Annotated in this window: 9 protein-coding genes and 4 pseudogenes; 7 read left to right on the forward strand and 6 right to left on the reverse strand. The window is 70.9% G+C overall.

The window, feature by feature from the left end:
• The first annotated feature begins 179 nt into the window (after positions 1 to 179).
• The 3 genes from ACIRR9_RS30575 to ACIRR9_RS30585 all read left to right on the forward strand — a co-directional run bounded on the left by ACIRR9_RS30575 (position 180) and on the right by ACIRR9_RS30585 (position 5,283).
• Complete coding sequence (locus tag ACIRR9_RS30575; protein ID WP_403758302.1) at positions 180 to 1,658, forward strand: glutamate--cysteine ligase; 1,479 nt, start codon at positions 180 to 182, stop codon at positions 1,656 to 1,658.
• A 175-nt stretch (positions 1,659 to 1,833) separates the two neighbouring features.
• Positions 1,834 to 3,060 carry an aminotransferase class V-fold PLP-dependent enzyme gene (locus ACIRR9_RS30580; protein ID WP_403758305.1) on the forward strand — a complete coding sequence of 409 codons (1,227 nt, stop codon included), beginning with the start codon at positions 1,834 to 1,836 and terminating at the stop codon, positions 3,058 to 3,060.
• Positions 3,061 to 3,213: 153 nt separating this feature from the next.
• Positions 3,214 to 5,283: a discoidin domain-containing protein gene (locus ACIRR9_RS30585; protein ID WP_403758486.1), complete on the forward strand. Its 2,070-nt coding sequence runs from the start codon at positions 3,214 to 3,216 to the stop codon at positions 5,281 to 5,283.
• Positions 5,284 to 5,529: 246 nt separating this feature from the next.
• Here the strand turns inward: ACIRR9_RS30585 and ACIRR9_RS30590 are convergent, their stop codons facing one another.
• On the reverse strand, positions 5,530 to 6,525 hold the full coding sequence (locus ACIRR9_RS30590) for a D-cysteine desulfhydrase family protein (protein WP_403758308.1): 996 nt from the start codon (positions 6,523 to 6,525) through the stop codon (positions 5,530 to 5,532).
• 187 nt (positions 6,526 to 6,712) lie between these two features.
• On the opposite strand from ACIRR9_RS30590, the gene ACIRR9_RS30595 reads away from it, so the two are divergent.
• From ACIRR9_RS30595 to ACIRR9_RS30605, 3 genes and pseudogenes are all read left to right on the forward strand, one after another.
• On the forward strand, positions 6,713 to 7,447 hold the full coding sequence (locus tag ACIRR9_RS30595; RefSeq protein WP_403758311.1) for a hypothetical protein: 735 nt from the start codon (positions 6,713 to 6,715) through the stop codon (positions 7,445 to 7,447).
• A 27-nt stretch (positions 7,448 to 7,474) separates the two neighbouring features.
• Positions 7,475 to 7,897: pseudogene (locus tag ACIRR9_RS30600) on the forward strand (OsmC family protein); the annotation flags it as partial.
• Positions 7,898 to 8,119: 222 nt separating this feature from the next.
• Positions 8,120 to 10,867: a LuxR C-terminal-related transcriptional regulator gene (locus tag ACIRR9_RS30605; RefSeq protein ID WP_403758314.1), complete on the forward strand. Its 2,748-nt coding sequence runs from the start codon at positions 8,120 to 8,122 to the stop codon at positions 10,865 to 10,867.
• Here ACIRR9_RS30605 and ACIRR9_RS30610 read toward each other — a convergent pair.
• Positions 10,809 to 11,639, reverse strand: a pseudogene (locus ACIRR9_RS30610) (SDR family NAD(P)-dependent oxidoreductase). The gene ACIRR9_RS30605 and the pseudogene ACIRR9_RS30610 overlap by 59 nt on opposite strands.
• Between ACIRR9_RS30610 and ACIRR9_RS30615 the strand changes: the two are divergent.
• Positions 11,526 to 11,810 (forward strand): annotated as a pseudogene (locus ACIRR9_RS30615) (hypothetical protein); the annotation flags it as partial. The pseudogenes ACIRR9_RS30610 and ACIRR9_RS30615 overlap by 114 nt on opposite strands.
• Positions 11,811 to 11,838: 28 nt before the next feature.
• On the opposite strand, the pseudogene ACIRR9_RS30620 reads toward ACIRR9_RS30615, so the two are convergent.
• The 4 genes and pseudogenes from ACIRR9_RS30620 to ACIRR9_RS30635 form a co-directional block, all read right to left on the reverse strand.
• Positions 11,839 to 12,099: pseudogene (locus tag ACIRR9_RS30620) on the reverse strand (non-oxidative hydroxyarylic acid decarboxylases subunit D).
• Between the two features lie 37 nt (positions 12,100 to 12,136).
• Positions 12,137 to 13,051: a UbiD family decarboxylase domain-containing protein gene (locus ACIRR9_RS30625; protein WP_403758317.1), complete on the reverse strand. Its 915-nt coding sequence runs from the start codon at positions 13,049 to 13,051 to the stop codon at positions 12,137 to 12,139.
• The gene (locus ACIRR9_RS30630; protein ID WP_403758320.1) at positions 12,964 to 13,593 is read right to left on the reverse strand and encodes a UbiD family decarboxylase domain-containing protein; all 630 of its coding nucleotides are present in this window, start codon (positions 13,591 to 13,593) and stop codon (positions 12,964 to 12,966) included. The genes ACIRR9_RS30625 and ACIRR9_RS30630 overlap by 88 nt, the downstream gene beginning before the upstream one ends.
• A gap of 32 nt (positions 13,594 to 13,625) precedes the next feature.
• Positions 13,626 to 14,246 (reverse strand): non-oxidative hydroxyarylic acid decarboxylases subunit B, encoded by a 621-nt coding sequence (locus ACIRR9_RS30635; protein WP_403758324.1) that lies wholly within the window; start codon positions 14,244 to 14,246, stop codon positions 13,626 to 13,628.
• Positions 14,247 to 14,594 lie beyond the last annotated feature (348 nt).

Below are 14,594 nucleotides of genomic sequence, written 5' to 3' on the forward strand. Positions count from 1 at the left end.
CAGGGGGCGGCGCCCGTATGGGGCGCCGCCCCCTGCAGTCCATGGCCGGTCACTGTGCGCATCCCGTTGCGTCCACTTCGTGTGCGCCCTGTGAGCGTCGGCCCGGCAAGTGTCCGGGATGGCGCAGAGGTGCGACGCTAGGACCAGAGGTATCCGCCGAGGGGTCTCGGGAGGGCCCGATGGGACGTGATGTGCCGGCCCGGGTGTTCACACGGGAGGACCGGCGCCGCTACCGCGAGAAGATGCACTCCTGTCTCGACGTGCTGGCGCAGATGCTCCGTGGATCGGGCTTCGAGAGCGAGCGCCCCAAGGTCGGCATGGAGATCGAGCTCAACCTGGTGGACGACGACGGGCTGCCGGCGATGCGGAACACCGAGGTGCTCCAGGCGATCGCCGACCCCGCCTGGTCGAGCGAGCTGGGCCGCTTCAACCTCGAGATCGACATCCCGCCGCGTGAGCTGACCTCCGGTGGCCCCGGCGCCTGGGAGCAGACGATCCGCGACGCGCTCAACCACGCCGAGGACCGCGCCGCCACGGTGGGCGCCCACCTCATCATGATCGGGATCCTGCCGACGCTGGGGGAGTCGGACGTGAGCGAGACGTCCCTGTCCGGCGACCCGCGCTACCGGCTGCTCAACGAGCAGATCTTCGCGGCACGCGGTGAGGACCTGCGGATCCGGCTGGAGGGTGTGGAGTCCCTCTCGATGTACGCCGACGCGATCACCCCCGAAGCCGCGTGCACCAGCACCCAGTTCCATCTGCAGGTCGCCCCCAAGGAGTTCGCCGACTACTGGAACGCGGCCCAGGCGATCGCCGGTGTGCAGATCGCCCTGGCCGCCAACTCCCCTTTCCTCTTCGGCAGGGAGCTCTGGCGCGAGACCCGTATCCCGCTGTTCGAGCAGGCCACCGACACCCGTCCAGAGGAGATCAAGGCCCAGGGGGTACGGCCGCGGGTGTGGTTCGGCGAACGGTGGATCACCAGCGTCTTCGACCTGTTCGAGGAGAACGTGCGCTACTACCCCGCGCTCCTGCCCCTGTCCGACGACGAGAACCCGCAGGAGACCCTCGACACCGGCGCTGTGCCACAACTGGGCGAACTCACCCTGCACAACGGCACGATCTACCGCTGGAACCGCCCGGTCTACGCCGTCACCGAGAGCGGGCCGCACCTGCGCATCGAGAACCGCGTCCTACCCGCCGGCCCCACCGTCGCCGACATCATCGCCAACGCCGCCCTCTACTACGGCCTGACCCGCGCCCTCGTGGACGAGGACCGCCCGGTGTGGTCGCGGATGTCCTTCGCGGTAGCCGAGGAGAACCTGCACACGGCGGCCCGCGACGGCATCGACGCCCGCCTGTACTGGCCCGGGGCGGGCGAAGTACCGGTCACGGAACTGGTGTTGAGACGCCTGCTGCCCCTGGCGCACCGGGGACTGGAACTGGCCGGCCTGGACGCCTCCTGGCGCGAGCCCATGCTGGGCATCATCGAGCAGCGCTGCGTCGACGCGCGCAACGGCGCCCTGTGGCAGGCGGAGACGGTCCACCACCTGGAGAAGACCGGCATCTCCGACCGCCGGGAGGCGTTGCGGCGGATGACCACCACGTACATGGACTACATGCATCTGAACGCCGCCGCGCACACCTGGCCCGTGGACTGAGCGCCCCGACAGGCACCACGACCCGTGGACCCCGCGGCGGGCTCCGGCCGTCGGGGAACGATTTCGGCGGGCTCCGGCCGTCGGGAGACGATCGCGGTGGCCCCGGCCCTCGGGGAAGCGGCACCGCCGTGTCAGGATTCCCGGTGATCACACCTGTACCCGGAGGCGTCCTGACGTGAGTGAGACCGAGGTGGCCGTCGCGCCGCACCCCCTGCTGCTGGCCGACGGCAGACCCGCCGCCGAGGCGTGGTCGCTCGACCCGGCTCTGCGGCATCTGAACCATGGCTCGTTCGGTGCCGTTCCGCTGGTCGCGCAGGAGCGGCAGGCGGAACTGCGCGCCGAGATGGAACGCGCCCCGGTGGTGTGGTTCCCGGAACTGCCGCAGCGCCTCGCCGCCACCCGGGTCGAACTCGCCGACTTCCTGCGCGTCGACGCCGGCGACCTCGCCCTGGTGCCGAACGCCAGCGCCGGCGCCAGCGTGGTGTACAACGCGCTCACCCGCCGCCGTGGCGGAGAGATCGTCGTCACCGACCACGGCTACGGGGCGGTCACCATGGGAGCCGAGCGGCTGGCCCGCCGCTGGGGCGGCCGGGTGCGCACGGCACGGGTGCCGCTCGGTGCCGACGAGGACATGGCGTACGAGGCCGTGGCCGCCGAGATGGGCGAGGCCACCGACCTCGTCGTGGTCGACCAGATCACCTCGGCGACCGCGCGCCGGCTGCCGGTCGAGCGCATCGGCGCGGAGGCGCGCCGCCGAGGCGTGCCGATGCTCGTCGACGGCGCGCACGCGCCGGGCCTGCTCGCCGCGCCGCTCGCCGACGCGACGTTCGACTTCTGGACCGGCAACCTCCACAAGTGGGGCTGTGCGCCGCGCGGCACCGCGGCCCTGGTCGCCCACGGGCCCCTGCGGGACCTGCTCCACCCGCTGATCGACTCCTGGGGTGCCCAGGACCCGTACCCCGACCGCTTCGACCAGCAAGGCACGCTCGACGCCACCTCCTACCTGGCCGGGCCGACGTCCCTCGCCTTCGTCGAGCACACCTGGGGCTGGACCGTGGCCCGCCTCTACATGGACCGGCTGGCGGACCATGCCGCCCATGTCATCGGCGCCGCCTTCGAGCGGCTGACCGGTGAGAACAGCCGGGCCGACGTCGGCATGCCCGTCCCCGGCATGCGCCTGGTGCGGCTGCCCGACGGCCTCGGGCGCACCCGGATCGACGCCGACGCGCTGCGCGACCGGGTGGCCCGCGAACTCGCTGTCGAGGCGGCCTTCACCAGCTTCGACGGCATCGGATACCTGCGCGTGTCCGCCCACGTCTACAACACCCCTGCCGACTACGAGTACTTCGCCGAACAATGCGTCCCCGTGCTGGGTGCCTGGGCCCGGGAGTCCCGCCACTGAGACGGCAGTTCGGGAATTCCGCCACGGAAAGATCAGCCAAGGCGTCCCGGACGCTTGACTCGGCAGGCACGCGGCCCGATCCTCGTCCCAGGTATTGCGCGGGTCATGACAACCTCAACGGTCGGTCAACCGCGTCTTCCCGCCGACCGAGGGATGTGGGCCTTGACGCCGCTTCGACGCTCGTACCGCAGACGCAGGCACGTCACCATGCTGTCGCTGCTGCTCCTGGTACTGGCCATGGCCCTCGGGCCCACCCCGAGTTCGGCGGCCGGCAGCGACTGGTGGAACCCGACCGCACGCCCCGCCCCGGACGTCCAGATCAACGTCACCGGCGAGCCCTTCACCGGCATCAACTCGGCAGGAGAGGTACGGGGGTTCGTCGACGCGCACAACCACCTCTTCGGCAACGAGGCCTTCGGCGGCCGGCTGATCTGCGGCAAGGTCTTCTCCGAGGCCGGTGTCGCCGACGCCCTGAAGGACTGCCCCGAGCACTACCCCGACGGCACCCTCGCCCTCTTCGACTACATCACCCACGGCGGCGACGGCAAGCACGACCCGGTCGGCTGGCCGACCTTCAAGGACTGGCCCGCGTACGACTCGATGACCCATCAGGCCGACTACTACGCCTGGGTGGAGCGGGCCTGGCGCGGCGGACAGCGCGTGCTCGTCAACGACCTCGTCACCAACGGCATGATCTGCTCCATCTACCCCTTCAAGGACCGCAGTTGTGACGAGATGACGTCGATCCGGCTGCAGGCGAAGATGACCTACGCGCTCCAGGCGTACATCGACAAGATGTACGGCGGCACCGGCAAGGGCTGGTTCCGCATCGTCACCGACAGCGCTCAGGCGCGGCAGGTCATCGAGGAGGGCAAACTCGCCGTCGTCCTCGGGGTCGAGACCTCCGAACCCTTCGGCTGCAAGCAGATCCTCGACATCCCGCAGTGCAGCAAGCAGGACATCGACAAGGGACTCGACGAGCTCTACGCCCTCGGCGTCCGCTCCATGTTCCTCTGCCACAAGTTCGACAACGCGCTGTGCGGCGTCCGCTTCGACTCCGGCGGCCTCGGAACGGCCATCAACGTCGGCCAGTTCCTGTCCACCGGCACCTTCTGGCAGACCGAGAAGTGCACCGGCCCGCAGCACGACAACCCCATCGGGAGCGCCACGTCCGAGGCGGAGTCGGACCTGCCGGCCGGCGTGGACGTCCCCTCGTACGACTCGAACGCGCAGTGCAACAAGCGCGGCCTCACGGAACTCGGCGAGTACGCCGTGCGCGGCATGATGAAACGCAAGATGATGCTGGAGATCGACCACATGGGCGTCAAGGCCGTCGGCCAGGCCCTCGACATCCTGGAGTCGGCGTCCTACCCCGGCGTGATCTCCTCGCACAGCTGGATGGACCTGAACTGGACCGAACGGGTCTACGCCCTCGGCGGCTTCGTCGCCCAGTACATGCACGGCTCCGAGGCCTTCGTCGCGGAAGCCGCCCGGACCAAGGCACTGCGCGACAAGTACGGCGTGGGCTACGGCTACGGCACCGACTTCAACGGCATCGGCGACCATCCCGCCCCGCGCGGCGCGGACGCCGCGAACAAGGTGACGTACCCCTTCAAGAGCGTCGACGGCGGCTCCGTCATCGACAGGCAGACCTCCGGCGAGCGCACCTTCGACATCAACACCGACGGCGCGGCCCACGCCGGGATGATCCCCGACTGGATCGAGGACATCCGGCAGGTCGGCGGCCAGGACGTGGTGAACGACCTGTTCCGGGGCGCCGAATCCTACCTGGACACCTGGCGGGCCACCGAACAGCACCAGGCCTCGGTGAACCTCGCCAAGGGGCAGCCGGCGACGGCCAGTTCGTCCGAGTCGAACCCGTTCACCAGCTACCAGCCGGGCCGAGCCGTCGACGGCGACGACGCCACCCGCTGGGCCGGCGACTGGAGCGACGACCAGTGGTGGCAGGTGGACCTGGGCTCCACCCACCTGGTCTCCCGGGTGACGTTGGACTGGGAGCGCGCGTACGGGAAGTCGTATCGCATCGAGCTCTCCACCGACGGCACGAACTGGCAGACCGCCTGGTCCACCACGAGCGGCGACGGCGGCCTGGACACGGCCCGGTTCACCGGGACTCCGGCTCGCTACGTCCGGGTCCACGGCCTCGATCGTGGAACCGACTGGGGGTACTCGCTGTACGAGGTGGGGGTCCACAGCGCCTGAGCCGGGGGCCGACGGGCGCCACGCACGCCGTCCCCCACGCGCGACCGCCCCGACGAGCTCCGTCTCCGCACGGGCGGTCCGCCACGGCCCTCTCCTGCCACGCCTTGCGGAGCGGTCGCGCCGCACCCCCGAGCCGGTCCGGCGGACCGCGGCGATCTCGACCGGGGAGATCCACAACGATCCCCGGCCGGCCGGTTCCTTAGACGGCGATACGGCGGGGCGTGGTGCCGTCGCGAGCGCCCTCGGTCACATGGTGCAGGCCGCGAGAACCTCTCCGGCCCGGTGCAGTGCCTCCTGGTGGCCGAAGAGCCCGGGGAGTCCTCCGGTGTGGATGAAGACGGTGCGCTCACCCGGACGGATGTCCCCCTCGCGCACGGCGGCGACGAGACCGGCCATGGCCCGCCCGGTGTAGACGGGATCCAGCACCAGCCCCTCGGTCCGGGCGGCGAGGAGAACCGCCTCCGCGACGGGTTCGGTGAGGTGGGAGTATCCGGCCCCCACCTGGTCGACCCGTAGCCGTAGCGCTCGCTGTCGTGGCGCGGGGGAGGGCGCGTACAGGTCGGTCAGCAGCAGGTCGAGTGTGTGTCCCGGATCCGGCACGGCCCCGCAGTGCACGCCCAGGACCCGGTCGGCTGCCAGGGCACGGACCAGCCCGGCCATCGTGCCGCCGCTGCCCAGCGCGACCACGGCGGTGGCCAGGTCGGGAGCCTGTGCGAGGAGTTCGTGCCCGCCGTCGACGTAGCCCAGGGCGCCGACGGGACTCGATCCGCCGAAGGGAATGAGCGCCGGAGCCGCGTCCCGCTCGCGCAGTTCCGCGACGACACGGTCGACGACGGCCGCGAGTTCGGTCCCGCCCACCGAGCCGGCCCAGACGATCCTCGCGCCGAGAAGGCCGTCGAGGGCCAGATTGCCGGCCGCCGTGTCGGTGGGCTCACCCGCGAGGACGAGCACGGTGTCCATGCCGAGCCGGGCGCCGGCCGCCGCCGTGAGGCGGGCGTGGTTGCTCTGCGGCGCTCCGCTGGTGACAAGGGTTCGCGCACCCTCGGCCAGCGCCTGTCCACAGGTCCATTCGAGTTTGCGGACCTTGTTCCCCCCACCGCCCAGCCCGATCAGGTCGTCCCGTTTGATCCACAGGTCGTCCGGGCCGAGCCCCAGGGCCTGCGCGAGACGCGGAGCGGGTTCGAGAGGGGTCGGCCAGGAGGCCAGGGCGACCTTGCGGTGCCCTCCGCGAGTCGTGTCCATGCGACAACCCCTTCCGCTCCGTGCCCGTGCGCCGGCGCTGGTGCACACCGTATGTCCCTCCGAGGCGCATCCCGTTCGACATCGGCTCTGGTCCGCTGGACCGCCGCTGGGGCCGGCCGCACCTCGCAGACGGACACCTTCGATGCCGTACGACCGACCGGTGACCCGTCCCTGGACAATGAACGCCATGAGCGACCGTATGAGCGATGCCGAGAAGCGGCTGGCCAGGATCGAGCGGCGGCTGGAGAGCGGCGAGCGGGACGTCGAGCCCGCCTGGCGCAGAGCCACGCAGGGGGAGCCCCGGTGGGCCGTGACCGCCGTCATCCTGGTCGCCGTGGCCCTCCAGTTGATGCTGCCGCACCGGCTCGCCTTCCAGCCGTACTGGGTCCTGCCGGTCCTGGAGATGGTGCTGCTGGCCGGCCTGATCGCCGGCAACCCCCGGCGGGTCGAGCCCCGCACCCGGTGGCTGCGCCTGCTGGGACTGGCCCTGATGTGCGTGATCAGCCTCGCCAACGGCTGGTCGGCGGTCCGGCTGGTGGCGGGCCTGGTGAACGGCACCGAGGGCGAGGACGCCGGACCGCTGCTGCTGACCGGCGGCGGGATCTGGCTGACGAACGTCATAGTGTTCGCCCTCTGGTACTGGGAGTGGGACCGCGGCGGACCGATGGCGCGGGTCCGCGGCCACCGGCAGTACGCGGACTTCCTCTTCGTGCAGATGCAGAGCCCCGAGACCGCTCCCACGGACTGGGAACCGACCTTCCTCGACTATCTGTACCTGTCCTTCACCAACTCCACGGCCTTCAGCCCGACCGACGTGATGCCGTTGTCGCGCTGGGCCAAGATGCTGATGATGCTGCAGTCCTCGGTCTCCCTGGTGACGGTGGTCCTGGTGGTGGCGCGGGCCGTGAACATTCTGCGCTGACGGCAGGAGTGACCTAGGTTCTTCGACATGAGCGAAGACTCCTTGCGTCTCGTGACGGTCGAGCGCACCACCACCGGCCGCTTCACCGCGACGAACGCCCGCGGCGGCACGGTCGCCTTCGGTACCGGCGACGGCACGGAATTCACCCCGGTGGAACTGCTGCTCGCCGCGATCGGTGGCTGTACGGCGGCGGACGTGGACGTCTCCACCAGCCGCCACACCGAGCCGACCGCGTTCACGGTCACCGTCAGCGGTCACAAGGTCGGAGACGAGTACGGCAACCGTATGACCGAGCTCGCGGTCAGCTTCCATGTCACCTTCCCCGAGGGCACGGCGGGCGACCGTGCCCGCGCCATCCTGCCCCGGGCGGTCGCCGTCTCCCACGACAGGCTGTGCACCGTCAGCCGCACGATCGAGGCCGGGACGCCCGTGACCGTGTCGGTCGAGGACACGCCGGCCGGGGACACATCGACGGGGCACACGTCGGCCGGGGACACATCGACGGGGCACACGTCGGCCGAGGACTCGTCGACGGGGCGCACGTCGGCCGGGGACGTCTGACCGCGACCGGTGGCACACCGCCGAGGGGTCACCGCAGGTCAGGCACGGTTGCCCGGGTAACTCCCGGTCAGCATCCGGCAATTCCTCATATCAGCGGCTAATGTGCGCTCTATGGCGGACGATCTACAGAACCACGGTCTGCTGCTGCCTCGCGGAGCCGTCGAACCCGCACGCCCGCTGATCGGGCGCAGCGGGGAAGTCCGGTCGCTGATGGAGTCAGTGGCCGGCCTCGCATCGGGAACCGGGCGCGCTGTCGCCGTCGTCGGGGAACCCGGTATCGGGAAGAGCTCGGTGCTGGCGGAGGTCGTCGCCCAGGCACGGGCGGCCGGCGTGGCAGTGTGCACGCTCCGCGGGCGGAGTCCGAGCACGTCCTCGCCGACCGGCACCCCGCCCGCTTCCGACGTTCGGGACGCCGCCCTGCGCGCGGCAGAGGGAACGCCGCTGGTCGTGTCGGTGGACGATCTTCATCGTGTTCCGACGGAGGAACTGCACCACGTCGAACAGCTCCTCCGGGCAGCGAGCACCGGCCCGGTCGTCTGCCTCCTGGCGTACCGGCAGCGCCAACTCTCCCCGGTGCTGGCGGAGATCGTCGCGCACGCCTCTTCGGACGGGGTGCTGGAGGTGTGGAACCTGCCACCGCTCAGCTCGGAGCAGGCCAGGGAGCTACTGGGGGAGCATCCGCACGCCGATCAGGTCCTCGGTGAGGCGAACGGCAATCCGTCGTATCTGAAGGTGCTCGGAGGCGCGCCCGAGGCGCGTGCCCAGGCGGCCACGGCCGTCCTCGGTGAGCTGGCCGGTCTCGACGCGGACGCACTCGCCGTCGTGGAAGCGGCGGCGGTCCTCGGTGAGCCCTTCGACGCGGAACTGATGGCCGCGGTGGCGGATTTGGACGGGCCGTCGACCGTTCGGATCCTGGACCGGCTGGCCCGCCTCGACCTGTTGCGTTCCTGCGAGCCCGGGCCCCGGCTGGCGTTGCGGCACCGCGCGCTGGGGGAGGTCGTCCACGAGTGGCTGGACCCCGGACGCCGCACGGCCCTGCACCGGCGGGCCGAGGCCGAACTGGCCCGGCAGGCCGCTCCCATCGTCAGCCGCGCCCGCCATGTGGCCCGCGCCGCAGACCCGAACCGGCCGGAGGATGTCACCACCCTGATAGCCGCGGCGCGCAGTGTGCTCTACAGCTCGCCGAGCGAAGCGGTCGGCTATCTGAGAGCCGCCCTCCCGCTCCTGCGGGAGGACCAGGAACACTGGCACGAGGCACATGTGCTGCTCGCCCGGGCCCAACTGGTGGCCGGTGACACCTCCGAGAGCCGTGCGCTCCTCGACTCCCTGCGGTCCGCCGTGTCCGGTCCGCCCGCCGAGGTGACGGAGCTCGCGATGCCGAGCCGGGCCGAGCGCCGCCTCGGCCGCCTCAGCGAAGCCGGGGCACTCGCACGTTCCGCCCTGGCCGGGCTCGCCGACCGCGACTCCGCGACCGCCGCCGCCCTGCACATCGAACTGGCCGACCACGCCTACGACGTCCAGGACTTCGAGACGTCCCGGCACCATGCCGAGACCGCCGCGGTGCTCGCCCGCCGGCACCACGACCGCGTCGGCGAGGCCCAGGCGCTCGGCCAGGCAGCGCTCGCCCGGCTGTTCACCGGCGACGAGGACACCTCGCAGGCGACGGCCGCGGCCGACCTCATCGACGCCGCACCGGACGCAGTGCTGTTGACCAACCTGGACGCGCTGCTCCAACTGGGCATCACCGAAGGGGTACTCGGACGCCTTGCGGACGCGGAGCGCCACGTGGCCCGCGCCGCCACGCTGGCCCGGCGGACGGGGCAGAAGCACGTCGAGCAGAACGCCCTCACGTCGCTGGCGAACGCCCAGGCGCGCTCGGGGAACCTGCCCGGTGCACGAGCCACGCTGGACGAGTGTGCCCGCTGGGACGATCGGGACGGCGAGCCCGCGACCCGGGCCATCAGCGCGACCCTGCGGGCCGAGGTGCTCTGGTGGCTGGGCGGCTCCGACGATCCGAGCGCCGCGACCGAGGCGGCGGCCGCCGCCGACCTGGCCCTGTCGATCGCGAGCGGTTCACCGGCCAACTGGGCGGTCACCGTCCGCTGCTTCCACGCCGAACTGGTCCTGCACGGCGGCGACCCGGCACGGGCACGGCTGCTCCTGCTCGACGCCGCCGGAGGCGACGAACTGCCCCGGCTCACCACCTGGCGCAAACCCCGCTGGTGCGACACCCTCGCCGAGGCTGCGCAGGCGACCGGCGACCCGGCCTCGGTCGAGCACTGGGCACGGCTCGCCGAGCGGTGCCTCGACGAACTGCCGTCCGCCGGCCGCCGAGGGTTCGCACTGCGTGCCCGGATGCGGGCCTGTGCAGCACGCGGCGACATCGGCGAGGCGCTGCGGAGCGCGCAGGCGGCGATCGCGGACTTCTCGGGCAGCGGCGAACGCATCGAACTCTGCCGGACGTTGCTCGCCGCCGTCGCGCTGTCGCTGGACGCGGGGCGCCTCACGGACCTGGCGGCCTGGCTGGACCGTGCCGCGTACCTGGCCGGCCAATGCGGATCGGCCCGCCTGGCCGACGAGGTCACCCGGCATCGCGGCCGCCTCACCCGACTGGCCGCGACCGCACCCAAAGGCGACGCGACGGCGTCGCTCACCGCGCGTGAACGGGAAGTCGCCGAGCTGGTCAGTACGGGCATGACCAACAACGAGATCGCCAAGAAGCTCTTCCTCAGCGTCCGAACCGTCGAGACCCACCTCGGCCAGATCTACCGCAAGCTCGGCGTCGCGAACCGCGCCGGCCTCACCCGGGCGCTGCTGGCCAGGGCCGTGGATCCAGCACCGCCCACGGACACCGCCTGACGGACGCGGCAGAGGACGGCGACCTCGGCGATCCGCCCCCGCCCGGGCCACCCTCATCGAGTACGAGATCGACCGCTGTCGCCCCTGTCGCGCGGGCAGGCGTCCGAACTCGACGGCGACGATGCGCTCGTCGTGTACGCCAGGCTGCGTCATCGGATGCCAGCCAGACGATCGGCGGACCCGTCACGGCGGGATCCAGGAGCACCTGCCCCTCGGGCACGGCGTCGGCCGGCACCATCCCCGTGACGGTCCCGCCCCCGGGCAGCAGCAGGTTGACGGTGATACCCGTGTCCCGCAGGCCGGCGGCCATGATCCGGGACAGCGCATCGCTGCCGGCGCGCGACGGCCCGTCAGGCACGGAGCCGGCCCGGTCCATGGTCGACTGGTTCATCGAGATGTTGACGATGCGTCCGCCACCGCCGGCCGCCGGCATGCGCCGTACGACCTCGCGTGCCACCAGGAAGCAGCCGGTCAGATTGGTGTCGATCACCGCACGGAAGCCGTCGGCCGGCACCTCTCAGAAACCCTGCGGGTGCGTCATGAAACGAGGGTTGACCGTACGCATGCCGATCCCGGCATTGTTCACCAGCATGTCGATGCCGCCGAGCCGCGACCACGCCTGCTCGACCGCCCTTGCCACCGACGACTCGTCCCGTACGTCCAGTTCGATGCCGACCGCCCCCGGCAGCCCGGCGGCCACCGAGCTCGCACGTCGGCCGGACCGGCCGGTCGACGCGACGCCGACTTCCGGACCTGGTGGGCCGAGCGCCATGCCAGCTGCACGAGCCGTGGCAGCGAGACCCTGACCCACCCGCGGCTGGGCGACCACACTCTCGACTGGCAGATCCTGCCCAGCCCCGACGACGGTCAGTTCGTCATACTGATGTCGGCCCCGCCGGGCAGCCGTGGCCTGGAGGTGCTGGAACACCTGGCCGACGGCTGAGTCCGCGCCGACACCACCGGGTGTGTGTTCAGGACTGCCGCAGCGGGGGGACGACGGGAAGTTCGACCGCGTTGCGGATGTCGTCGACGGTCATCTTGAAGCTGTCCGGGTAGGCGTCCCGCCGGGTGCGGCGGGCCGGCTCGGAGGTGCGTCAGCTGTACATGCACTGCCGGCAGTGGTGGATCTCCCGGACCCCGGCGACGGGGGAGGCGTAGACCTGATCCAGCCTGTCGTGGCCGCAGCGCGGGCACTCGGTGGGCGTTGCGCTCTTCGTGGTCTCGGTGGCCATGGTGGTGGGATCTCCTTCCAGAGGGGCCGGCGGACGGTCACTGCTTGGCGAGTCGCTGCAGCCTGGTGAGCCACTCGTCCATCTCGGGCAGGTCGTGGACCTGGTTCCCGTAGTTGCCGCGGTTGTCCGGCCTGGCCGGGGTGGTGGCGTCGATGATGAGCTTGGCGCCGGTGCCGGGATTGTCCGACTGGGGAGCGAGCTCCATCAGCGACAGGTGCGGCACGACGACGAGGTCGTCGCCGGGGTTCATCTTGGTGGACAGCGCCCACATCACCTGGGGGAGGTTGAACGGGTCGACGCCCTCGTCCACCACGATCACCGTCGCCGCGTAGCCGAGGCCGTGCGGAGTGGTCAGCACCCGCATCCCGACCGCCTTGGCGAAGCCGCCGTAGCGCTTCTTGGTGGAGACGATGATGACCAGCCCATGGGTGTACATCGCATTGACGGCCTGGACCTCGGGGAAGTCCCTCTTCAGCTGCTGGTACAGCGGCACGCAGGTGTTGGGGGCCATCAGGTGGTCGATCTCGGTCCACGGCATACCGTGGTAGAGGTGCTCGAAGACCGGGTCGGTCCGACAGGAGATCCTGTCGACCCGGATCACCGGCATGTTGCGGCCGTCGGAGTAGTGACCGGTGAACGGCATGTTGCGGCCGCCGGAGTAGCGTCCGGTGAACTCGCCGAACGGACCCTCGACCTCGCGTCTGCGGCCCTCGATCACGCCCTCGACGACGGTCTCGGAGCCCCACGGCACCGGCAGACCGGTCAGCGGTGCCGTCGTGACCGGCGCCGGGGCGCCGCGCAGGGCGCCGGCCATTTCGTACTCGTTCTGGTCGTACTCCATCGGCGTGGAGGCCACGATCGAGATCACCGGGTCGTTGCCCAGGGCGATGGCGACCGGCAGGTCCTCACCGCGCTCCTCGGCCTTGCGCAGGTGCAGGCCGATGTCGTGCACGGTCCGGGCTGGATGGCGAGCTTGCGCGGGCCCTTGACCTCGATGCGGTAGATGCCCACGTTCTGCTTGCCGGAGTTCTCCGGATCGTCGGGATCCCTGGAGACGACGCCGGCCTTGTCGATGTAGAAGCCGCCGTCGCCGTCGTTGAGCCGGACCAGCGGGAGGATGCCGAAGATGTCGACGTCATCGCCCTCGACGGAGTTCTGCGCCCACGGCGGGTTGTCCCGCCACTCCGGCGCGACCGGGAACTTCTCCCACCGGTTGATGAACTCGGCCACCTGCTCCCTGGTGCCGGTGGTCTTCGGCAGGCCGAGTGCCAGCGCATGGTTGGCCCAGGAGCCGTGGACGTTCATGGCGATCCGGGCGTTGTCGAAACCGGCGACGTTGTCGAAGTACAGCGCCGGCGCCGCCTCTCCCAGACGGCTGGCGGCGTTCGCGGCGGCGGCGACGTCCGGCTCCGGCATCACCTCCTCGGTGATGCGCAGCAGTTGGCCTTCCTTGTCCAAGGCGTCAAGGAAGCTGCGAAGGTCGTCATGGGCCATGTCTGTTCTCCTCCGAGTATGGTGACGGAGCGTCAGGAAGCTTGCAGGCCGTCGGGGACGGGAGCCGTGTCGGGCGCGTGGGCACACGCGGAGCGCAGTCCCTCCCAGCGCCTGGCGGCCGGGAACGGCAGGCCGAACTGGTCGAGGATGCGGGCGGTGACGTGGTCGACGATGTCGTCGACGGACCGTGGGTGGTTGTAGAAGGCGGGCATCGGAGGCACCAGCTGCGCGCCCATCCGGGACAACGCCGGCATGTTCTCCAGATGGATCTCGCGCAGCGGGGTCTCCCGGGGGACGAGCACGAGCCTGCGGCGCTCCTTGAGGACCACGTCCGCGGCGCGGCCCACCAGCCCGTCGGCGTAACCGGCCCAGATGCCGGCCAGCGTCTTCATCGAGCACGGCACGACCACCATGCCGTCGGTGCGGAACGAACCCGAGGAGATCGTCGCGCCCTGGTCCTCCGGGCTGTGCACCACATCGGCGAGCACGCCCACGTCACGGACCGAGAGGCCGGTCTCCAACTCGATGGTGGTACGCGCCCAACGCGACAGCACCAGATGGGTCTCGACTTCGGGAAGCTGCTTCAACACCTGCAACAGCCGTACCCCGAACGGTGCTCCGGTCGCCCCGGTCATCCCCACAATGAGCCGCATGGCCACCCTCCTTCATACGCCAGGCGGATTCCGTTCCGTTCCCCACGCTAGGAGGCGTTTGCAGGTCAACCCGGGAATCGTTTGGACAGACGGTGTTCAGAATCAGACAGCCGGGCTCGGTGCTCAGTCCGCCTTCAGGCGTCTGCCGAAGATGCAGCGGTGATCGTCGCGGGACCCGACCGGCACGCGTGCGACGCTCACCGCGCACTGCGGACCGCTTCTGGGCCGACACCGACCGGTCGCACCCGGGCACTCCTCCGCCCCGTCGACCTCCCGGGTGCTCTCTGTACCTATTCATCCGATAAGGCGTACCGTGTGGGCAAATGTGCCCCAGGAGGCGCGACGATC

This window comes from Streptomyces sp. NPDC101234 (assembly GCF_044767525.1).
Classification (GTDB): Bacteria; Actinomycetota; Actinomycetes; order Streptomycetales; family Streptomycetaceae; genus Streptomyces; species Streptomyces sasae.

What these genes read in the sequence shown, in the direction of transcription:
- ACIRR9_RS30575 (WP_403758302.1), top strand. Translation starts at nt 180, where the DNA reads ATGGGACGTGATGTGCCGGCCCGGGTGTTCACACGGGAGGACCGGCGC.
- ACIRR9_RS30585 (WP_403758486.1), top strand. Translation starts at nt 3,214, where the DNA reads ATGTGGGCCTTGACGCCGCTTCGACGCTCGTACCGCAGACGCAGGCAC.
- ACIRR9_RS30590 (WP_403758308.1), bottom strand. Translation starts at nt 6,525, where the DNA reads ATGGACACGACTCGCGGAGGGCACCGCAAGGTCGCCCTGGCCTCCTGG.
- ACIRR9_RS30595 (WP_403758311.1), top strand. Translation starts at nt 6,713, where the DNA reads ATGAGCGACCGTATGAGCGATGCCGAGAAGCGGCTGGCCAGGATCGAG.
- ACIRR9_RS30605 (WP_403758314.1), top strand. Translation starts at nt 8,120, where the DNA reads ATGGCGGACGATCTACAGAACCACGGTCTGCTGCTGCCTCGCGGAGCC.
- ACIRR9_RS30630 (WP_403758320.1), bottom strand. Translation starts at nt 13,593, where the DNA reads ATGGCCCATGACGACCTTCGCAGCTTCCTTGACGCCTTGGACAAGGAA.
- ACIRR9_RS30635 (WP_403758324.1), bottom strand. Translation starts at nt 14,246, where the DNA reads ATGCGGCTCATTGTGGGGATGACCGGGGCGACCGGAGCACCGTTCGGG.